Annotated in this window: 18 protein-coding genes; 11 read left to right on the top strand and 7 right to left on the bottom strand. The window is 45.3% G+C overall.

The features are described from left to right. Positions 1-29: 29 nt before the first annotated feature. From ACFOEE_RS19940 to ACFOEE_RS19950, 3 genes are all read left to right on the top strand, one after another. Positions 30-992 carry a porin gene (locus ACFOEE_RS19940; RefSeq protein WP_377128720.1) on the top strand — a complete coding sequence of 321 codons (963 nt, stop codon included), beginning with the start codon at positions 30-32 and terminating at the stop codon, positions 990-992. Positions 993-1002: 10 nt separating this feature from the next. Then, positions 1003-2451, top strand: a complete 1449-nt coding sequence (locus tag ACFOEE_RS19945; protein ID WP_377128722.1) for an SLC13 family permease — start codon at positions 1003-1005, stop codon at positions 2449-2451. A 133-nt stretch (positions 2452-2584) separates the two neighbouring features. Then, the gene (locus ACFOEE_RS19950; RefSeq protein WP_377128725.1) at positions 2585-3994 is read left to right on the top strand and encodes a coniferyl aldehyde dehydrogenase; all 1410 of its coding nucleotides are present in this window, start codon (positions 2585-2587) and stop codon (positions 3992-3994) included. Positions 3995-4313: 319 nt separating this feature from the next. Here the strand turns inward: ACFOEE_RS19950 and ACFOEE_RS19955 are convergent, their stop codons facing one another. Continuing rightward, the gene (locus ACFOEE_RS19955; protein WP_377128728.1) at positions 4314-5042 is read right to left on the bottom strand and encodes a tetratricopeptide repeat protein; all 729 of its coding nucleotides are present in this window, start codon (positions 5040-5042) and stop codon (positions 4314-4316) included. Between the two features lie 728 nt (positions 5043-5770). Here ACFOEE_RS19955 and ppc point away from each other — a divergent pair. The 3 genes from ppc to cdd all read left to right on the top strand — a co-directional run bounded on the left by ppc (position 5771) and on the right by cdd (position 9986). Continuing rightward, on the top strand, positions 5771-8416 hold the full coding sequence (gene ppc, locus ACFOEE_RS19960) for a phosphoenolpyruvate carboxylase (protein WP_377128730.1): 2646 nt from the start codon (positions 5771-5773) through the stop codon (positions 8414-8416). Between the two features lie 222 nt (positions 8417-8638). Beyond that, positions 8639-9007: a hypothetical protein gene (locus ACFOEE_RS19965; protein WP_377128733.1), complete on the top strand. Its 369-nt coding sequence runs from the start codon at positions 8639-8641 to the stop codon at positions 9005-9007. A 91-nt stretch (positions 9008-9098) separates the two neighbouring features. Further along, positions 9099-9986 carry a cytidine deaminase gene (gene cdd / locus ACFOEE_RS19970; protein ID WP_377128736.1) on the top strand — a complete coding sequence of 296 codons (888 nt, stop codon included), beginning with the start codon at positions 9099-9101 and terminating at the stop codon, positions 9984-9986. A gap of 220 nt (positions 9987-10206) precedes the next feature. Here cdd and udp read toward each other — a convergent pair whose 3' ends face one another. Next, positions 10207-10965, bottom strand: coding sequence for a uridine phosphorylase (udp, locus tag ACFOEE_RS19975; protein ID WP_377128739.1), 759 nt, complete (start codon positions 10963-10965; stop codon positions 10207-10209). Between the two features lie 170 nt (positions 10966-11135). On the opposite strand from udp, the gene ACFOEE_RS19980 reads away from it, so the two are divergent. The 3 genes from ACFOEE_RS19980 to ACFOEE_RS19990 all read left to right on the top strand — a co-directional run bounded on the left by ACFOEE_RS19980 (position 11136) and on the right by ACFOEE_RS19990 (position 14266). Continuing rightward, the gene (locus tag ACFOEE_RS19980) at positions 11136-11912 is read left to right on the top strand and encodes a DUF2189 domain-containing protein (protein WP_377128742.1); all 777 of its coding nucleotides are present in this window, start codon (positions 11136-11138) and stop codon (positions 11910-11912) included. A 427-nt stretch (positions 11913-12339) separates the two neighbouring features. After that, complete coding sequence (locus ACFOEE_RS19985; protein WP_377128745.1) at positions 12340-13449, top strand: arginase family protein; 1110 nt, start codon at positions 12340-12342, stop codon at positions 13447-13449. A gap of 118 nt (positions 13450-13567) precedes the next feature. Next, a complete protein-coding gene (locus ACFOEE_RS19990; protein ID WP_377128748.1) occupies positions 13568-14266 on the top strand; it encodes an amino acid ABC transporter substrate-binding protein in 699 nt (232 codons plus the stop codon). Positions 14267-14297: 31 nt separating this feature from the next. Here the strand turns inward: ACFOEE_RS19990 and ACFOEE_RS19995 are convergent, their stop codons facing one another. From ACFOEE_RS19995 to ACFOEE_RS20005, 3 genes are all read right to left on the bottom strand, one after another. Next, positions 14298-15176: a hypothetical protein gene (locus ACFOEE_RS19995; protein ID WP_377128751.1), complete on the bottom strand. Its 879-nt coding sequence runs from the start codon at positions 15174-15176 to the stop codon at positions 14298-14300. A gap of 65 nt (positions 15177-15241) precedes the next feature. Next, positions 15242-16858 (bottom strand): esterase-like activity of phytase family protein, encoded by a 1617-nt coding sequence (locus ACFOEE_RS20000; protein ID WP_377128754.1) that lies wholly within the window; start codon positions 16856-16858, stop codon positions 15242-15244. 150 nt (positions 16859-17008) lie between these two features. After that, the gene (locus ACFOEE_RS20005) at positions 17009-17296 is read right to left on the bottom strand and encodes a DUF1496 domain-containing protein (protein ID WP_377128756.1); all 288 of its coding nucleotides are present in this window, start codon (positions 17294-17296) and stop codon (positions 17009-17011) included. A gap of 89 nt (positions 17297-17385) precedes the next feature. Between ACFOEE_RS20005 and ACFOEE_RS20010 the strand changes: the two genes are divergently transcribed. Continuing rightward, positions 17386-17616 carry a TIGR02647 family protein gene (locus ACFOEE_RS20010; RefSeq protein WP_377128758.1) on the top strand — a complete coding sequence of 77 codons (231 nt, stop codon included), beginning with the start codon at positions 17386-17388 and terminating at the stop codon, positions 17614-17616. Between the two features lie 61 nt (positions 17617-17677). On the opposite strand, the gene maiA is transcribed toward ACFOEE_RS20010, so the two are convergent. Then, a complete protein-coding gene (gene maiA, locus ACFOEE_RS20015) occupies positions 17678-18304 on the bottom strand; it encodes a maleylacetoacetate isomerase (protein WP_377128760.1) in 627 nt (208 codons plus the stop codon). A gap of 57 nt (positions 18305-18361) precedes the next feature. Next, a complete protein-coding gene (gene hmgA, locus ACFOEE_RS20020) occupies positions 18362-19657 on the bottom strand; it encodes a homogentisate 1,2-dioxygenase (RefSeq protein WP_377128763.1) in 1296 nt (431 codons plus the stop codon). Positions 19658-19779: 122 nt separating this feature from the next. On the opposite strand from hmgA, the gene ACFOEE_RS20025 reads away from it, so the two are divergent. Continuing rightward, positions 19780-20217: a MarR family winged helix-turn-helix transcriptional regulator gene (locus ACFOEE_RS20025; RefSeq protein WP_377128766.1), complete on the top strand. Its 438-nt coding sequence runs from the start codon at positions 19780-19782 to the stop codon at positions 20215-20217. Positions 20218-20372 lie beyond the last annotated feature (155 nt).

Below are 20372 nucleotides of genomic sequence, written 5' to 3' on the forward strand. Positions count from 1 at the left end.
GATAATTAAATAAAAACAGGACCCAATCCATGACAGCAAGTAATCTCACCTCATTTGGAAAAAGCGCGTGTGCGCTTGGCATCCTTCTTAGTGCGGCGCCTGCGCTGGCTGAGGCTCAGTATAAAATCTACGGTAAAGCAGAAATTCAACTCGCACACACCTACAAAGGCCTCATGCGTTATACCAAAGAAGGCACGCAAATTGATGCCCCTTTTTCACGCCTTGGTATTGATGGTTCAAACACGCTAAGCGGCGACTTGAAGCTTATCTACAAATACGAAGTACAGGTTAAAGGGTTCGAAAGTGACGACACTGATTCGCCATTTGCAGCCCGTAATACCTACATTGGTTTACGAGGTTCATTCGGCACTTTGGTAGCGGGGCGCAACGACACTCGGTTTAAGTTCAGTGAAGGTAAGCTTGACCTATTTAATGAAACTCAGGGCGATATTGCGCAGGTTTTAGCAGGTCAAGATAGACTTGGCGATACCCTCACTTATACCACACCAACTTGGCAGGATTTTAATGTCTCGCTGACCTATGCACCTAAAGATGATGCCAATAATCAACAAGCGGGTTTTGCGGTCACCGCTATTTATGGTGACCGAGCGCTTAAATCTAAGCCCTACTATGTGGCGCTGAGCCATACCGATAGTCTCAATAACCTGATAGCAACGCGAGTTGTTGCGGTTACGCAGTGGCAACAATGGCAATTTGGCGCTTTGTTGCAAGACAGTGAAAACCTGAGTGGCGATAAATTTGGCAAAGGTTATGTGGCGAGCGTGTCTTATACCCATAACCAATGGCGACCAAAACTGCAGTTTGCCAGTGACGACAGCAGATTACGCCACTCAGGCAAAGCGGAGCAATGGACACTCGGACTTGACTATCTCTATGATAAACAAACGAACTTATATATCATGCTGAGCACACTTGATTTGCCACAAGACTCTGACAGCAGTGTGGCGCTTGGTCTCAAGTACTTGTTTTAAGGGTTAAGAAATGACAAATATAACAAAAACTACCCCGACCCAACTGATCCTACTGTGGCTTGGCCCTATGGTGATGTTGCTGAGCTGTATTATTGACCCTGTTGGCGGTATGAGTGTTGCTGCTTGGCGCACTGCAGCGTTGGCATTTTGGCTGGCGAGCTGGTGGGTGAGTGAAGTAGTACCAATTCCGGCGACATCGTTATTACCTTTGGTGATCTCGCCATTAGCGGGGATCATGCCTGTCGCAAAAGTTGCGGCGCCGTATGCTCATCCGTTAATTTTCCTCTTTCTAGGTGGCTTTTTACTTTCTATTGCAATGGAGCGGTGGGGCTTACATAAACGTATTGCACTCAATACTATGCTTCGCGCTGGGCAAACCCCAAGCTATCAGATCATGGCGATGATGGGCGTAACAGCATTTTTATCTATGTGGATGTCAAATACCGCAACCGCGGTGATGATGTTACCTATTGCGTTGTCGGTGATCCATTTAGTCAAAGGCCAGCATGCAGACGCCAGTGGCTTTGCTAAAGCGCTCTTACTGGCGATTGCCTATGGTGCGAGCATTGGCGGTATTGCCACTTTGATTGGCACGCCACCGAATGCGTTAATGGCAGCGTACTTAGCCGATAGCTACAAAATTGAAATAGGGTTTGCAACGTGGATGATGATAGGTGTACCGCTGTCATTGGTGATGTTGCTATTTACTTGGTTTTGGTTGACTAAAGTTGCGTATAAAGTGGACCAGCAACAGCAAAGTGTTGATACTAGGTCAGTCTTTCGCCAACAGCTAAGTCAATTGGGAACTATAAGTAGAGCTGAAACAGGCGTGCTTTGGGTGTTTGGTTTCGCTGCAATAGCTTGGGTGTTTAGACCTTTGTTGGCGGATTGGAGCGGTTTGGAGCTCAGCGACACGGGTATCGCGATTTTAGCAGCATTGTTATTGTTTGTGTTGCCAAGTGGTGATGAGCAACAGCCGCGTTTACTCGATTGGGATCACGCTGCCAAAGTCCCTTGGGGCATTTTACTGTTGTTTGGTGGTGGGTTATCGCTCGCGGCACAGATTAAGTCCTCAGGCCTTGCAGACTATATCGCGCATCTACTCGCTGATGCTGACACAATTCCACTGCTGTTAAGCGTGCTGTTGGTTGCTGGGCTTATCACTTTCCTCACCGAAATTACCAGCAATACCGCCACAGCCGCAGGCTTTTTACCTTTGCTTGGGCCAGTGGCGGAATCGCTAACTGGAACACCGCTCGTTTGGGTTATTCCGGCAGCAATTGCGGCTAGTTGCGCGTTTATGATGCCAGTGGCAACACCACCTAATGCGATAGTGTTTGGTTCTGGGGAATTGAAAATGCGCGACATGATAAACGCCGGATTTGCGCTAAATCTAGTCGCTATTGCTTTAATTACATTAGTGACTATGACATTGGCACGTGTGGTGTTAGGGTTTTAAAGGAATAAAGATACTAGAGGTGGCAACAATGTACAGTTGCCACCTTGTGGGTGCAGCGTTATAGTTAAATTATTGCCAAGCTTCAGCATTGATTGTTGTAATGCTTGAAATTGCAACGCTTAAGGACGCCACAGTGCAGACAGAACTCAATTTTGACTTGCAGCAGACTTTCGTAATGCTGCAAGGCGAATTCGCCAGAAATACCTATCCAATTGTTGATGAGCGCATCGCTTTATTAAAGCAGCTTAGGGGAGACCTTATTACGCTCACCCCTGAGCTTATTCGCGCTGCCAATCAAGATTTTGGCTCTCGAAGCCGCTTTGACACTGAATTTGCTGATATTCTGCCTACCGTGACTCAACTTGACTATATTTGCAAGCATCTCAAACGTTGGTTGAAGCCGCACAAGCGTGCGGCCGGAATGCAGCTGTGGCCTTCAAAATTGAGCGTAGAGTTACAACCTAAAGGGGTGGTTGGGGTTATTGCACCCTGGAATTACCCCATTCAATTGGCCTTGCTGCCTGCATTCACCGCAATTGCCGCTGGTAACCGAGTCATGCTCAAACTCAGTGAGTTTACACCTGCAATTAATCAGGTCCTGCGTACACTTTTTGCCAACCATCAATCTTGGTGCAAAGTAGTTGAAGGCGGAGCTGAAGTGGCTGCTCACTTTAGCGCACTACCGTTTGCACATTTGTTTTTTACGGGCTCTACTACGGTAGGAAAAAAGGTGATGCAAGCGGCGTCGCAACATCTGACGCCCGTCACGTTGGAGCTGGGAGGTAAATCTCCAGCGATTGTGACCCGCAATGCTGATCTTGACTGCGCCGCAGCAGCAATTATTTTAGGTAAAACCGTAAATGCTGGGCAAATTTGCGTAGCGCCCGATTATGTCTTGGTACACGAGACCCAATACTTAGCGTTTATTCAAGCTTTAAAACGTGTCTACGCTCAGTATTTTAAAGCAGGGGCAGATAGCAAAGAGCTAACAGCCATCATTAACGATAGCCAGTTTGCCCGTTTACAAGGCTTACTGAGCGATGCCAGACTCAAAGGTGCAAATGTTGAGGCGTTACACCCACAAGCGTTAGCTGCTGAAACACGGAAAATGGCAGTACATGTAGTCACAGACGTCAATGAGCAAATGCGAATTATGCAAGATGAGATCTTCGGTCCACTTTTGCCGGTGATAACTTATCATCAGCTAGACGAAGCGATTGATTATGTCTGCCAGCATCCCCATCCATTAGCAGCTTATGTGTTTAGTAGTGACCGTTTTGATATCGAACAAGTACGGTTACGAGTGCAAAGCGGCAGTTTAGTCGTGAATGAAACCCTGCTCCAAGTGACAGCAGAAGCCGCGCCTTTTGGTGGGATAGGTAACTCAGGCATGGGTCATTATCATGGCCGCGAAGGAGTGGAAACTTTCAGCCATAAACGCACAGTGTTGCAGTCGCAAAAACTCGGTTGGCGAATACATTTATTGTTGGCGCGTAAGGCTTGGTTGCTAAAACCAGTGATGTGGTTGTTTATGAGGAAATAGAGACAACTCATGTTATATCAATCGGCTTAATTAAGTGATCTAATTTAGGGGAGGAAATTTTGCGATAACGCGATGGGAGTTTTGCTATTTGGTTATTCTCGGCAATTGCACCTGCATTGTTATGCCTCCTGCAACCATGCAGTCATAAATGAGAAACTGCCACCAAGGTTAGCGAGTAATTTAACCCGCCTAATTGACCAAGTGTTAATGCAAATTGGTATTCGCCTTTACCAGCTATCTCACGCTAGCTAGCGTTTGAAGATAAACTAAATATAACAAAGCCAGCATGCGCTGGCTTTGTTATATGATTATTACTCGATCAAGACTCAGGTCGAGTTTCCGCAATATACGTTCCAGCTAAAATGCGCTCATAAATAACATTGGCTTTACGATTAGCCTCTTCAACCTCAGAAGGCGACATTTTCTGTTCGTCTAACTGGCGGCTCTTCATAGCGTCACGATTGCCATTCCATTCTGCGATCAAGTTCCAAATATAGGACTTTTCAACACTTTCTGGCACACCTAAGCCTTGGAAGTACATCAACGCCATATTGAATTGTGCCAAAGTGAAGTTATTGCCCGCGGCTTTCTCGTACCAATTCAAAGCAGCGCGGTAATCTTTAATCACCCCTTCGCCATTAGTATACATGACACCTAGGTTAAACTGAGCTGCTGGGAGGTCTTTATTGGCAGCACTGGTAAATAGTTCAACTGCTTTTTGCAGGTCTTGCTTTACGCCGCGACCATCTTTATACATTACGGCTAGTGAAAACATGGCATCAGCAAGATTTAAATCAACCGCTTGTTTGAATAACTCCGCCGCTTTGCGTTCGTTTTTTGTAACACCAAAGCCACCTTCGTACATTTTTGCTAATTCATAAATACCCGGCGCATAACCCATGTCAGCCAAGTAACGAAACTCTTTTAACGCATCTTCAAAGCGGCCTTCATTCGCCGCGATAATACCTTGCTCTAAAGTTGCAAAACTGACATTGGTGAAAAGCAAAGCGCCAATCAGTGCCAGTACTTTGGTCTTTTGCAGCCACATGATGTCTCTCCATTCTATTATACGGTTACGTACCTTAGCTAAGTGTAATAGACTCAATGAGTTTTACAATATATGCGGATTAAATTAGACAACAGAAAGTCTGAAACTTGCGCTAAATTCCAAGCACCAAAAAACAAAAAGCCCTAAAAGGGCTTTTTGGGCCATATCTACCGTCAGATATGAGCGTAGTAGCAAGTAGATGTGTTCGTTAAAGGTGAACAAAGCCTTGGGTGATCAACATGTTGAGGGTGAAGCTAAGCTGCTAAGTTTAGCCTAGCTGGGCAAACCTTCACGTCCTTGTTCTCAACGAGAATCATTATTATCCAGCTATAACTGCAAGTCAATACAAATGATAATTAATATCATCTAAATTTTACCTTAACTTAAAAATCACGGGGAAACTTGCACAGCTTTTGTTGAGTTGATAGTTTTAACACCCAGTTATCATTAACTTGTCATCTTAATACGGCTTGATAATGATAGCTTTTGAGTTTGCCAGCAGAGTTTGATGAAAAAGCTGCAATACATCATGCTGAGGTCGGTAAAGCGCCAACAAGCGCACCAAACGCGCACTGAGCATGCGATAATTGACTCGTTATGACTCTTATAACGCGTCTGTACATCGCCATTTAAACACCTAACATTCACATTTAATTGATGAAAATTCAATTGCTCGTGATGCGAGCAAAGGTCAGTATAGAGGACATCATCAAAGCGAAGGAGTAACTATGAGTGAACAATATGCAGCGCTAAGAGCGAATGTCAATTTATTGGGGCAGCTGCTTGGACAAACCATTAAACAGGCGCAAGGTCAGGCGGTTTTGGATAAAGTCGAACAAATTAGACATTTATCTAAATCTTCGCGTGGCGGTAATGATGCCGATAGAGTCGCACTTATCGATACTTTGCACAGTTTGTCTGATAGTGAACTCCTCCCAGTAACACGTGCTTTTAATCATTTCCTAAATCTTGCCAACGTAGCTGAACAATTTCATACCATTTCTAAAGAAAGCCAGCGTGCAGTATGTAATTTAAGTCCGTTAACGCAAACGCTTAAGCATTTAAAGCAGCAGTTAGATGCAGGTTCGCTGGATTTAAATCAAGTTGCGCAATCTATTGCCAATTTGAAGATTGATTTAGTGTTAACAGCACATCCGACGGAAGTCACTCGCCGCACGATTATTAGTAAGCACATTGAAATGAGTGACTGTTTGGCAGAACTGGAGCGTACTAGTTTGTCGCCAGAAGAGCGGCAACGAGTGCATGACCGCTTAGAGCAACTGATTTGCCAAGCTTGGCATACCAATGATATTCGTGATAGCCGACCAACCCCATTAGATGAAGCAAAGTGGGGTTTTGCCGTGATTGAAAATAGTTTGTGGCAAGCTGTACCGCGTTTTATCGCTGAATTCAAAAGTGCGGTAAAAGAGATCCTGAATTTAGAGCTGCCTACCCATTTTATGCCGCTGCAATTCACCTCTTGGATGGGGGGGGACCGTGATGGTAATCCATTTGTGACCGCGCTTGTGACAGAACAAGTGCTAGATCATGGACGTTGGATGGCGCTTGATTTATACGCCCGCGATATTGACAAGCTCAGTGCGGAATTATCTATGTATTCGGCGAGCGATGAACTGATGGCACACAGTGGCGCTGTCAGTGAGCCGTACCGTGCGTTATTGAAAAAGTTAAAAGCCGAAATTCATGAAACGGTTGAAGCAATAAACGCCAAAATCAAAGGTTATCCCAGCGGCGCGCAGGACAAAATTCGTAAAGTTGAGCAAATTCGTGAACCGCTGGAGCTATGCTATCGCTCGCTGATAAAATGCAATATGAAAGTGGTGGCTGATGGCTTGTTGCTTGATACTCTTAATCGCTTGCAGTGTTTTGGTTTACGTCTGGTGAAACTGGACGTAAGACAAGATGCCTCACGTCACGCAGGCGTGTTTTCTGAGCTGACTCGTTACTTGGGGATTGGTGACTACGCACAGTGGGATGAGCAAGATAAACAAGCGTTTTTGCTAGCAGAGCTCACTTCACGTCGCCCACTCGTCCCAAAACACTGGCAGCCAACGCCAGAAGTCCAGGAAGTGCTAGATACCTTCGCTGTTATAGCTAAGCAAGATCCTGCCGCTTTTGGTATTTATATTATTTCCATGGCAAAGACAGTGTCAGATGTGCTTGCGGTGCATTTGTTGCTAAAAGAAGCGGGCTGTAGTTTTAATTTACCTGTGGCGCCACTGTTTGAGACTTTGGATGATCTAAACAACGGTTACGATGTGATCAGCGCCTTATTAAAGAGCACTTGGTATCGTGGCCATTTCGGTAACAAGCAATATGTGATGATAGGTTATTCAGACTCAGCTAAAGATGCCGGCATGATGGCCGCAGGCTGGGCACAATATCGCACCATGGAAGAATTGGTTGCACTTGCAGAACAGCAAGGTATTGAGCTGGTGTTATTCCATGGCCGCGGTGGCACTATTGGCCGCGGTGGTGCGCCGGCGGCTCAAGCGCTGCGTTCTCAGCCACCTGGGTCATTAAAAAGTGGTTTGCGTGTCACTGAGCAAGGCGAAATGATCCGCTTTAAGTTTGGTTTACCAGAAGTCGCCTTACAGAGCTTAAACATCTATGCAGGCGCCGTGCTAGAAAGTAATTTGTTACCGCCACCAAGCCCAGAACCTCAGTGGAAAGAAGTGATGGATGTGATAGCTGATGCGTCGTGCGTTCGCTATCGACAAATCGTGCGAGAAGATAAAGACTTTGTCCCATACTTCCGAATGGCAACTCCTGAGGTCGAGCTAGCAAAACTGCCATTAGGGTCGCGTCCAGCGAAACGCAATCCTCATGGTGGTGTAGAGAGTTTGCGTGCTATTCCATGGATCTTCGCGTGGAGCCAAAACCGCTTAATGCTGCCAGCTTGGCTTGGTGCGTATCAAGGCTTGCAGGATGCGATTGCAAAGTTTGGTATTGAGACCTTGCAAACCATGAATCAGACTTGGCCGTTTTTCCGCACACGTTTAGAAATGTTGGAAATGGTGTTTTGTAAAGCAGACAGTTGGCTCAGTGAGCACTATGAGCAAGGCTTGGTTGAGTCGGGTTATCGCCATTTAGGCGCAACTTTGCGCACCGAGCTTGGCGATGCAATCAAGTTGGTCCGTGAGATCTGTAAAGAACAAACCTTACTTGCAGGGCAACCGTGGATCAGGGAGTCGATTAATTTACGTAACCCGTACACTGATCCGTTAAATTTATTACAGGTTGAATTGCTAAAACGTTCACGCAGTCAGGAACCCCATCTGACTTCAGATGTTGACCGCGCTTTAATGATTACCATGACAGGCATTGCTGCTGGAATGCGCAATACCGGTTAATCAAAGCGGCAATTGGCAACGTTGTTAGCAATGACTTAAGTTGTTGCTAACAACTTATTTTAATCCTCCTCATTTACCACCCCAAAAAGTCATCCTTTAGTTTGTTTTTGTTCCTTCTTAATCGTTTTTTATTACTGGTTTTGTTGACTTAAATTAGGAATTCAATATGATGCGCTGCTGGTTTTACCAGTTCTTTTTCGTATCTTTATAAACAAGGCTCATATGTCTCAATTTTCAACCAGTATTACTTATGACGAAACGACGGCGCTTGTCATGATGACGCTGCGTGGGAAGATAACGGCACAGGATGTGATCAGCGTCTATAAAATTGCAAATGAATATGCCAAAACCCATAACTGCAGCAAAGTGTTGCTGGATGTGGTTGAACTTGAGCATAAATTTGCTGCCATTGACATAGTGGATATCATGCCAAAAGTTGCGCATTACCTAAATGGTATGACGGTGGCCAGAGTGGTTGGCTTTCGAGGCTATATGCATGATTTATTTCTACAAAAAGCCAAACGTTTTAATATTACCGCGGAAAACTTTGATTGCTTTAACCAGGCAAAACGTTGGTTGGGCAACTGCTAATGAGGCTTGGGCATTTTCCCTTATCGTCGAGTGTTGTCAAAGCAAAAGTAAAGGCGTAGACTGTCCAGCCCTTTAAAATAACAACAACAGTATGACAAGTTCTACTACTCAACACATTTTTACGCCCGAGCAAAGTGCTGACATTAAAGCGCTACTGACGTTGCAGCGCGGCAAACTTAACCACGCTCAGGTTGAACATTTATGCACGCGGCACAGTTGTGATATCGATGCCTTAATGCTCGCATTACTGCCGCTTGCAGCACAATTTGCCGGTCCCTCAATTTCCCATTTTTATGTTGGTGCTGTGGTGCTTGACACAAGCAATGCGCCATACGGGGAGTTGTATGTTGGTGCTAACCTTGAATTTAAACATCAGGCGCTTAGCTTAGTTGTGCATGCTGAACAGGCTGCTATCAATAATGCGTGGTTGCAAGGTGCTAAAAGTATCGACAAAATTGCCATCACCGACGCACCTTGTGGTTATTGCCGACAATTTATGAATGAACTGGCAAGTGCGGATGAGTTAAAGATTGCGTTACCACATCACAGTGCAACGCTACGAGAACTGCTTCCACAGCCTTTCGGGCCGTCAGATTTAGCTAATCCACATAGTTTATTTGCATCGCCTAAGGTGAATTTAAGCGCGTCAGGTGATGTTTCGACTGATTTGCTCGCAGCAGCAGAGCACAGCTATGCGCCATATTCAGGCAATTACAGCGCGGTTGAAATTGTCACAAATAAAGGTAACTTTATCGGGCGTTATGCTGAAAATGCAGCTTATAGCCCAAGTTTGTCACCGCTACAAAGTGCGTTAAGTCAAATGGTGTTAGCGGGTAATACGCTAGAGCAAGTCGCTATTCTGCGCGTTACCTTGTTAGAGTGTCAAGGCCATGAAAATCAAGCAGATGTCGCGAAAGCTGTGATAAATAGCTTCGACTATCCAATTACGTTTGAACAGATAAGTGCGGTAAAGTGCTAACTGAGCGCTGCTGCACTGCAAGCTTTGATAGCACTCAGCTGCGTGTTAGTGGGGTTAAGCTTAGTCGCGACGAAAAGATGCGCAGGTATCATTTACTAATAAAAACGGCAAAAATGGCCTGTTCTCAATTTAGATAAAACGTTTTTTAGCCACTAAAATGCCAAAGCCCTATCTATGACAATAGGGCTTTGTAAAAACTTGAGCAAAAGCTAACTGGTAATTACTTAGCTAACAAAAGCTCTGCCGCCTTTAATACCACAGCCACTGAACGGCGTTCAACCATAGCGTGATCTACGTCTGGGATCTCCTGACGCGTGCGGTTAACGAGTACACCCGCCACACAACCAGCTTGCAAACCAAGCGCTGCACACATGGTAAATAAGGTGGCTGATTCCATTTCATAGTTCATGACATTTAGCTGTTGCCATTCTGCACAGCTGCCTTGAAATGCACGTGACACATAGCCTGAATAGGTATCGTAACGCTCTTGCCCGGGATAAAATGTGTCGCTTGATGCAGTGATCCCCACATGAAAGTCAACGCCAGTAGCTTTACAAGCTTCTACCATAGCTTGCGTCGCGTAAAAATCTGCAGCAGCAGGGTAGGCCAAAGGAGCAAAATGCTGGCTGGCGCCATCTAAACGAACGGACGCGGTACTGACCAGTACGTCGCCCTCGTTAATGTGTGGCTGAATCGCACCTGTTGTGCCAACGCGTAAAAAGGTCTTAACTCCAAGTTGAGCAAGCTCTTCAACCGCGATAGAAGTTGACGGGCCACCAATGCCCGTTGAGCATACCACCACTGGAGAACCGTTGAGGCTTGCAAGATACGCGTGAAATTCACGGGTTTTAACTAAACACTGAGCCTCAGAAATTTGCTCGGCAATACGCTTGGCGCGGTCCGGACAACCCGGGACAATAGCAAGCTTAGCGCCTTGCAGATCAGCAGTGCGTAAGCCTAGATGAAAAACCTTTTCCATGATTAAACCTAGTTAGTTATCTAAAGTGTAATGGTTAATAGTCTAGCCGACAAAGTACAGGACGTATGTCCGTTTGTAGCTGAGCACAACATAAAGTTATCCTATTTCACTATTTGCAACTTTGCGCTCTATCACCTAAACCTTAAATGAAGGTCTAGGAGGAGGCGACTATGCCAGCGACACATTCAGCACAGAAATCCGATTTTGCACGTTGTTTTGAAAGTAATAAAATTTCTGCTTTTGCGCCGTTCCATTGGTTAGCATTGGCATTTCGGGATATGGCAAGAGCACCTATATTAAGTTTGTTTTACGGTGTTGTTTTTGCTTCCATTCCGGCCGCGATTTTGTGGTTTGTTTATCAATCTGGATCGCATTTGGTGATCTTGCCGGCTGCGGTGGCGTTTGCACTGATTGGGCCCGCATTTGCGGCAGGGCTTTATGATGTTGCGTGGGAGCTAGAGAAAGGGCACACACCTACGCTGTCCCATAGTTTACGGTCAATGTTTCGTAACCCCGCAGGCGAATGGGGCTTCGCGATATTACTTATGGTTATCATGGTTGTGTGGATGCGTTTGGCTGCGTTGGTGCACGCGCTTTACCCCAATGTGCCAAACCCAAGTCTTGAAGAGCTCAGTGCATTTCTCACCCTCGGCAGCTTAATTGGGGGTGTGCTAATGGTCAGTGTTTTTGCCATATCAGCGTTTACGCCGCAAATAATGATGGAGCGTCGTGTCGATATTATGACAGCTGTGGTAAGCAGCATGCATGCGGTGAGAGCAAATGTACCAGCTATGATAGTATGGGGTCTGTGCATCGTATTTTTCGTGTTGCTTGGATTTGCGACTGGTGCTGCGGGCTTTATAGTGATCATGCCGATGCTTAGTTACGCCAGTTGGCATGGCTATATTGCGATTATTAAAACCAAGCGGCCACGCCATTACGAATAGCCAGTTGTGTACACCCGAAACCCTTGGCTCGGGTTTTTAGAAACACAATGTTTTGTATTTCAATGGGAAAGGTGCATTTTCTAGGTGGAAATGCACCTGAGTTGAATATCCAGCCACGCGTTATTACGCTCTCCAACTTGCCCGGGTTGACTTCCCGCCTGTCACTGTTATATCTGAATAAATGCGCAATGTTGACTGCGGTTGCTGAACAATCTTGAACCTGTGGTTAGCCACTCTTAATTCAGTAGTTAATTGACTTATATGGTTATTTTCTGTTTTTAGGGAAAACCAACGGCAAACACCAAAGACACATCAAGGCATGCAGGTAAACATAGTTGCGCAATATTTGTTAAAATTTCAGTAGTGCATGACTATGCAGTACGAATGCAGGAAGTTTGCTGCACCATAGCAATAGGAGTAGAGAAGAATGAACACATCTTGGGCTGAATATCGGGAAAAACTCGCAAGTTGCCTGTGTCCACCGGGGGACGGGGTTTTCACGGTTAACACTGCAAAAGAGCGCAAGTTAGCATTACGGCAACAACTCTTTGGTACGGATGATGTTCAAACCCTGTGGTTAGAAAGTTTAGATGCTTTACCACAAGCCTCGCAACATGCTGTGATCCTCGGTATTAGCTCAGATTGTGGTGGCGGAATATTACGTGGCGCAAATTGGGGGCCACTGTTTTTGCGTAGCACTTTACTTGAACAGCAACCCGCAGCGCGTACATTAGATCTCGGTGATGTTCGAGTGATCCCACATTTACTGCATGATAAATACCTGAATCCAGAAACCATCAGCAATTGCCAAAAAGCTTTATACCAAGATGCAAACAGTGACTACCATGTCAGCCCTTTATCCATTACCGAAGATATTTGCGATGGTTTCTATGCTCACTTCGAAGACAAAGGCATTTTCGGCATTGGTGGCGACCATTCCATTAGTTATCCATTAACCAAGTCGTATTTGAAAGCCAAGCGTGCGCGCGGAATAAAGACTGCAATCATTCATTTTGATGCGCATACTGACTTGTTGGTAGAACGTCTTGGTATTGATTTGTGTTTTGGTTCTTGGTGTACACATATTCTCGAATTTTTACCGGCCCCACGCAACTTAGTGCAGTTTGGTATTCGCTCAAGTGGAAAACCAAAACAGCACTGGGAAAGCACTTTTGGCATTAAGCAGCATTGGGCACACGAAATTCGTGAAAAAGGCGCAGAGGCTATTGCAACGGAAGTGATCGCACAGTTAAAGGCTGATGGTGTCGAAGAGCTGTACGTTAGTTTTGATATTGATGCACTGGATGCTGCGTTTGCCTCTGCCACAGGCACACCAGAAGAAAATGGCATGACGCCGCAAGAAGCACTAACAATTCTGTCTATGTTAAAAGCGGAGTTTGCCATTACCGCAGCAGATATGATGGAAATCGCGCCATTTACCGACAGCTCATTGGAAGGCAAATCAAGCTCTGAGACCACCTTAAAAGTTGGTGCTGAGATCTCTGCCTTTTTAATCAATGCGATAAACCATAAGTAAGACGGACAAGAGTTTGCCCTTATTGGGCAAATTCTTTTATAAAAGCAAAATTTGCAACTATAGTAGGTGTAGGTTGTATGGAGGGTTACACTTGGTTGCAAAGTGGTTTGGAAGTTTTGTGTTAGGCGCTGTGTTACTCAATGCCTCAGTGCGTGCGGCAGAGCTTAATATTGTTACGGAAAATTTCCCCAATTTCCAATATTTGAATGAGCAAGGTCAGTTGCAAGGGAAAGCCGCAGAGCTGGTGCTAAAGGTACTTGAAGCTAGTAAGATAGACCATCAGATCAGCGTGATGAATTGGTCGTTGGCCTATAATGCCGCGCTTCGAGATGATAATACCTGTTTATTTTCTATTGCACGGTTAGATACTCGGGAGTCTCAATTTACTTGGGTGTTCCCGGTTGCCGTATTCAGCGCTTCCTTTTACGCACTGGAATCCGCCAACATCACTCTCAGTAGACTGGACGATGCTCTACAATATAAAACGGCGGTGATCCGCAATAATTTTAGCCATCAGTATCTGTTAGAGCGCGGTTTCGATGAAGAACGACATTTAATTCTTATTACCAATTTTGACAATGTGTTCGACCTATTGGCGACGCGCAGCGATTTACTAGACCTAGTCATATTAAGCGATGCGCAATATGAATATCGACTCGCCAAAGGTGAAATCAAAGTCCCACTACAACGGCTATGGACTTTAGAGGCGGGACGAACAGAGCTTTACTTTGCCTGCAACAAAAACATTGCAAAACCCCTGTTTAACCGTCTATTGCAGGCATATCAGCAAGTATCGAATACAGTAAAGCCGCTTTAGCGAAAGACCCTGAGTCAAAGCCGTCACATTATTACTGGCAAAAATTACCCGCCGCATTGTAGATACGTTGAGTTTTACTGGTATTGTCGATTGAATTCCAGTTATCTAATGTTTGTAGCGCTTCTAAAGCGAGCTTGGCTCTTTGCACCACTTTTTGGCTATAAGCTGCACTGCCGTCTTCAATCTTAAATGACACTTCAGCCAACATAGGATGTTGCGCTGCACTCGGTTGGCCAACATACCAAAGGGTGAGGCTCAGCTCTGCGTCAATTGAGCCTAAATCTATTTCGGTGCCTTTATAAACATGTTCCGTAATATAGATACCACCAACTACTGCTAAAGGTAAATTGTCACTAAACCCATAGTCGTCAGCAAAGCCTGGAAAATGACTGTGGATGTCTTTGAAATCGCTTAACGTGCGGGTATTTATAGCGGTGGTAGAGTGGCTGTAAACGACTTTATAGCTATCGCCGTTTTTGAGCCCAATATCAGCTTCCAATTTTGTTTCGGCACCGTTTGTTACTGAGGATAGGTCTTCAAATGCGCTGATATAACGGTCGCTACTGCGAAACTTAAGTGTTACCTCATTGCTACTTGCGTAACTGCGCTCGCGAAAAAGATAGCCGTTAGCGCGTAATACGCAGCTGCTAGGGGAATCGTAAAAGGCAATCTGGCGATTTTTGTTGAGGCTGAGCGAGCCATTGACGTTACGACCAATCGCGTTGCTAATATTGGTTTTTATCACGTTGTCGTAGCTTGCAACATCTAGGCTTTCTGAAGAATAAGTAAAATGCGCTGGGTCTAGCAATTGTTTGTATTCGCGAGAAGTCACATCAGCATTGGCTAAGGCTGAACAAGAGAAGCTAAATACGGCTAGCATTACGATTGCTGTTAGCGGGTGATAGTTCATTGTTGTCATCCTGTTTATCAAGAAGAGCAGCAAGACAAAGTTGTTGCTTGCTGCCTAAAAAGGTTTTAGTTGGCAGATAAATTGAGGCCGTTGACTATATACAAGGTATTGCCGTCGATAACGCTTTGCGTGGTGTCGAGGTATTTTTGTTCAAGCACGCCATTCGTTGCCCAAGTGGCGAAATCGTCGTCGTTAATCACGCCAAGGCGCTGGTTATCAATGACCCATAAGCCTTCCATTTTGTCGTATGGGTACGCCACTTCACTGACCATATCGACCACTAACCCGAGTTTCTGCGCAGGTTTGATGCCAATCGCGGCTAACTTAGCCCAACCTGCATCGTAGTTACTCGCAGAAGCGTTATTATTGATAACTTGTTCTAAAGTTTGCCCTGCCACTGTGAGGCCCAGGTTTGCGTCTTGATGTAGCTCGCCTGAAGTTGCGATGCTTTCTAAATTAGTCGCATTGGCTAAATCAATCTTGTAGACATGTTTCATTGCGGTTGGGGTACGGTGATAAAATGCACCGTCACGTTCCAGTACCAAAAATTGCGTAGCGCTAAGCGCCTTGATGGCGGAATTGGAATTAGACCCTTTTTCCTGACGATAGAGATACTGAGCTACAGCGCCAGTCTCAAGATTGACAGTGACAATACGCGTCAAGTCTGTACGGTTTTTATTTGGGTTATCTAGACTCGATTGCATGATCCCGACCAAGGTTTTCTCATCCGGAGTGATGGTTAAGCCTTCCATGCCGCGATTTGCCCAACGGTTAGCAAACTCCGCTGGCAGTGAGTAAACGTTGCGAGTATCGCTGCCAAATGGATTGATACGGCCAATTTCCACGCCATCGGCGCTATAATGGACGATATGAGGGCCATATTCATCACTAACCCAAAATGTACCGTCACTGAGCGCAACTAAGCCTTCTGAATCTAGGCCATAGTCATCAGTTTTGATGGGGTTAGTGGTGGCATCGTATGGTTTGCTCATATCCATACGGATCACTTCACCGCTTGCATCATAAGGGGTTTCACCTGTCCCACCTAACGCGGAGCTATTTGGCAACCCTGTGATAGTATTACCGCTGCGGTCTTTGAGCAGAATATTTTTGACTAATTTGATGCCACCTGTTGCCTGAATTTCAAACAAACCTATTCTTGGCACATAATTTGGAGTTGGGAACATTTTGCCTTTACCTTGTGCACTGCTAAAATCGGCATTTGGGCCGCGGTCCGTTAAAGCATAAAATTGCATAGGATTGCTCGGATGGCCGTCCATGTCTGAACCATAGCCACCGTTACGGATCTCAAAGGTGGAGTTAGGTTGCGCGCCATTTTTTAAGTCATTGCGCATCACGGAATGGGGCAAACGTACACCACTCGAGGCAAAGTTGTCGGGATTACAAATATAAGTAGTGGAGCTGATTTCGGCACTATCAAGCAAGTTATTGTTATTTTGATCAAGACCTGAATCAATACGAGTACCACCGAGCCAGCAGTGACTGTCTCCTGATGTAAGAGCGGTTTGTGTGACTAAACTCGTTAAGCCATTGCTGCCGTTATTGCCATTTGTGCCATCGGCACCGTTTGCTCCATTGCTGCCGTCTTTACCATCGTCACCACAACCGCTTAATGCGACAACAACCGACAACGCAAGCAATGATAAATTGATTGTTCTCATTTTTGTATTATTCCCATGAACTGATTAAATCCCGTCTACGCTAAAGACAGGATATGACACTTACATGGTAACTAAATGAAAATATTATGAAAAATTGAGGTTGGCCCATGCAAAAACGGCGTTTCGCACAAGCCGAAAAAGGGCATGAACTTAATTGATGTTTATCGTTGCACGGTTTTCAGGCTCGATGCGTTTGCCCTCTTCATCAATTCGCACCCAAATGACGACACCATTTTGCTCATGGCGAAAGCGTGGCTCACAGGCAAACAACCAGTCGAGCTGCTTAATGACCGCACCTTCACTGTATTCTGCGCCGTTATACCAGCAGACATTCTGCGGCTTATCAATAAATACACGCGGCTCAAGGCGGTTATTGGCAGAGCTTGATCCAGCGCATAGCAAAGTGCTAAAAGCGACAACTTTTATAAATATTTTCATGACGTTCTGCTCCTTTGCGTCTAGTCTTAAATAGCATAGCCTGATTGCGATGGCAGTCCAAAAAACATTTACAAGATTAAAGAGGTTATATGGCAATTGATAATAATATGATGGAAGAATTGGCGCTGCTGGCTAAATTCCCAAGTAAAAGTCTCCACCAAGGGCTCAAGTTACATAAAGATGCCGACCCTCAGCTATTGGCTGCGGCAGAGCGGTTATTCAATAAAGGGGTAATAGATAGCGTGGATGGGGGTTATCTCACCGATTTGGGCCATGACTTGCGTGAGCATCTCGACAAACTGAGCCTTGCGCTGAAATAACCGTGTTTGGGTGGATTTAAATTTAAAAGGCGCATAAGCGCCTTTTTGTTGTGATGTTAAATCACACCGCGTCTGGCTGATGCTCAGGTGCAGCTAAACGGAAGGCTTCTAGTTCATTGCACGCAGCGTAAATTGCGGCAATACGTGGAAACTGTGTCATATCAACGTTAAAACGTAGCGCGTTAAACACTTGTGGCACCAAACACACGTCCGCTAAAGTCGGCGTATTGCCAAAGCAGTAACGGCTTTGGCCTAATTGCGGCTCTAACTTTTTAAATCCTTCAATTATCCAGTGGCGATACCATTCATTTTTTTGCTCTTCATTGGCATCAAATTGACTGACTAAGCGTTTTAACACGCGTAAATTGTCAATTGGGTGGATATCACAAGCAATCGCATAGCAAAAGCTCCGCACTTGTGCTTTTTGCCAACTGTCATGCGGTAGTAGTGGGTGCTGTGGTTGGGTTTCTTCCAGCCATTCTAATATTGCCAATGACTGGGCTAGTACACCTTGTTCGGTTTCAAGCGCGGGTAATAGGCCTTGAGGATTTTTGGCTAGGTAGCTATCACTCATTTGCTCAGATTTAAGTAAATTAACGCCAACTAGCTCATGGGCAATATTCTTTAAATTGAGTGCTATTCTGACCCGATAAGCTGCAGATGAACGGAAGTAACTGTACAGTCTCATGAATTCTCCTTAGAACACGACGCAATTGGGGCCAATTGGCCCCAAGAGATTGGCAGATTATGCGCCTTTAAAGTATTTTTTAATACCTTTCCAACAGTCCGCGTAATTCGTCTGACGCTCTTTACCCTCCAGAGCATATTTGGTTGGCGAGATGACATAGCGCGATTCGAACATAAACGCCAAGGTGTTCTCATAGCGCTGTGGTGCAAGTTCTGCATTTGACGCTTTTTCAAAGACTTCTGCTTCTGGGCCATGTGGTGACATACAGTTATGCAAGCTCATACCACCAGGCACAAAGCCATGTTCCTTGGCATCGTATACGCCGTGGATAAGACCCATAAATTCACTCATGATATTACGGTGATAGTAAGGGGGACGGAAAGTGTTTTCAGCCACCATCCAACGCGGTGGGAAAATCACAAAGTCGACGTTAGCTACACCCGGTGTGCCAGAAGGAGAGGTCAGCACAGTAAAGATAGATGGATCTGGATGATCAAAGCTTACCGTATTCATCACGTTAAAGCGCGCAAGGTCATATTTATAGGGTGCGCTGTTGCCTGTCCAAGCCACTACATCAAGCGGTGAATGGCCGATATCACAGCGGAACAAATTGCCGTTGAATTTGGCAACCAGTTCAAAATTGCCCTCTAAGTCTTCAAATGCTGCGACTGGATATTGGAAGTCACGTTGGTTAGTGTAACCGTTAGCACCAACTGGGCCACGCTCTGGCAGCACTAATGGGTGGCCGTAGTTTTCACAAATATAGCCACGGACTTCGCTATCCGTTAGCTCAACGGAGAATTTAATCCCTCTTGGGATCACTGCAATTTCGCCCGGTTTGATAGCTAATTTACCGCATTCCGTATGAAGTATTAATCTACCCAGTTGAGGGACGAATAGTAATTCGCCGTCAGCATTGTAAAAATAGCGGCCTTGCATTGATTTGTTGGCGACATAAACATGAATACCGATACCGCTTTGGCCATTGGCACTGCCATTTGCGGCCATAGTCACTAAACCATCAATAAAATCCGTAGGCTTGTTTGGAATGGCAACAGGGTTCCAACGCAGCATAGTCGGTGGCGTTGGCACTTCTGTGATAGGGGCGGTACGCAATAAACCATTATCTAATGGTTCGTAGTCGCCTTGCACCACAGAGGGACGAATGCGGTAAAACCAGTTGCGACGGTTATCCGCGCGTGGAGCGGTAAATGCGGTCGTGTTATATTGTTCGGCGTACAGGTCATATTTGACCTTTTGTGGTGAAAACTGGCCAATTGGCAATGCACCGGGTAAGGCTTCTGTTTCTAGTTCGTTGCCAAATCCAGTGAGGTATTGAAATTCGGTATTCATTGCTTTCACTCCTAAGGTGTTTTTATTAAGATACTCTCATGTGAGAGTAAATTCAATGCGGGCGGTTTTGCGCCATGTATGGAATAGTTTACGAGTTGTAAATAAAGAGGTTATTGGGCGCGATGTCACTTCAACTTAAATCGTTTTTACCTTACCGCTTAGTGCGACTGGCGACTTTGGTATCAAGTGAATTTGCCAAAGTGTACGCCGAGGAAGCCGGTCTTTCGGTGGCGCAGTGGCGTGTATTGGCGCACTTAGCAGAAAATCCGCATAGTAGCGCTAAACAGTTATGCGACTTGGCTTTAATGGACAAATCCACCGTGTCTCGTGCTGTAAAGCAAATGGTAGATGAAGGCTATGTAGTGACTGAAATTAATAGTGAAGATAAACGCGCGGCATTATTGTCATTGAGTACAACGGGTACGGCGATGTATCAACGTTTATCGCCCAAAGCTTTAGAATGGGAAGAGACATTTCTGGCCAGTTTAGGCGCTGGCGAGCGAGATCAACTTATGGGCATGTTAGCGAATCTAGAAAGTAAAATCGGTAAATCAATATAAAAGCTACGCTAAGATAGTGGAAAAGAATTAGGACAACCTAGCTACTCGTAAATAAAAAAGGCCAACAACAGTTGGCCTTCAGACTGTTGAAAAAGGGCTAGACACAGATCTAGCCCTTTGATCTAATAAGCACAGTGAGTATCGAGAGTTCACCA

It is taken from the genome of Pseudoalteromonas fenneropenaei (genome assembly GCF_042643375.1).
GTDB lineage: Bacteria > Pseudomonadota > Gammaproteobacteria > Enterobacterales > Alteromonadaceae > Pseudoalteromonas > Pseudoalteromonas fenneropenaei.

Bases quoted from the DNA above. Each gene is read 5' to 3' on its own strand.
- ACFOEE_RS19945 (WP_377128722.1), top strand. From the start codon at position 1,003: ATGACAAATATAACAAAAACTACCCCGACCCAACTGATCCTACTGTGG.
- ACFOEE_RS20000 (WP_377128754.1), bottom strand. From the start codon at position 16,858: ATGAGAACAATCAATTTATCATTGCTTGCGTTGTCGGTTGTTGTCGCA.
- ACFOEE_RS19940 (WP_377128720.1), top strand. From the start codon at position 30: ATGACAGCAAGTAATCTCACCTCATTTGGAAAAAGCGCGTGTGCGCTT.
- ACFOEE_RS20025 (WP_377128766.1), top strand. From the start codon at position 19,780: ATGTCACTTCAACTTAAATCGTTTTTACCTTACCGCTTAGTGCGACTG.
- ACFOEE_RS19980 (WP_377128742.1), top strand. From the start codon at position 11,136: ATGCCAGCGACACATTCAGCACAGAAATCCGATTTTGCACGTTGTTTT.
- ACFOEE_RS19995 (WP_377128751.1), bottom strand. From the start codon at position 15,176: ATGAACTATCACCCGCTAACAGCAATCGTAATGCTAGCCGTATTTAGC.
- hmgA (WP_377128763.1), bottom strand. From the start codon at position 19,657: ATGAATACCGAATTTCAATACCTCACTGGATTTGGCAACGAACTAGAA.
- udp (WP_377128739.1), bottom strand. From the start codon at position 10,965: ATGGAAAAGGTTTTTCATCTAGGCTTACGCACTGCTGATCTGCAAGGC.
- maiA (WP_377128760.1), bottom strand. From the start codon at position 18,304: ATGAGACTGTACAGTTACTTCCGTTCATCTGCAGCTTATCGGGTCAGA.
- ppc (WP_377128730.1), top strand. From the start codon at position 5,771: ATGAGTGAACAATATGCAGCGCTAAGAGCGAATGTCAATTTATTGGGG.
- ACFOEE_RS19955 (WP_377128728.1), bottom strand. From the start codon at position 5,042: ATGTGGCTGCAAAAGACCAAAGTACTGGCACTGATTGGCGCTTTGCTT.
- ACFOEE_RS20010 (WP_377128758.1), top strand. From the start codon at position 17,386: ATGGCAATTGATAATAATATGATGGAAGAATTGGCGCTGCTGGCTAAA.
- ACFOEE_RS19965 (WP_377128733.1), top strand. From the start codon at position 8,639: ATGTCTCAATTTTCAACCAGTATTACTTATGACGAAACGACGGCGCTT.
- cdd (WP_377128736.1), top strand. From the start codon at position 9,099: ATGACAAGTTCTACTACTCAACACATTTTTACGCCCGAGCAAAGTGCT.
- ACFOEE_RS20005 (WP_377128756.1), bottom strand. From the start codon at position 17,296: ATGAAAATATTTATAAAAGTTGTCGCTTTTAGCACTTTGCTATGCGCT.
- ACFOEE_RS19985 (WP_377128745.1), top strand. From the start codon at position 12,340: ATGAACACATCTTGGGCTGAATATCGGGAAAAACTCGCAAGTTGCCTG.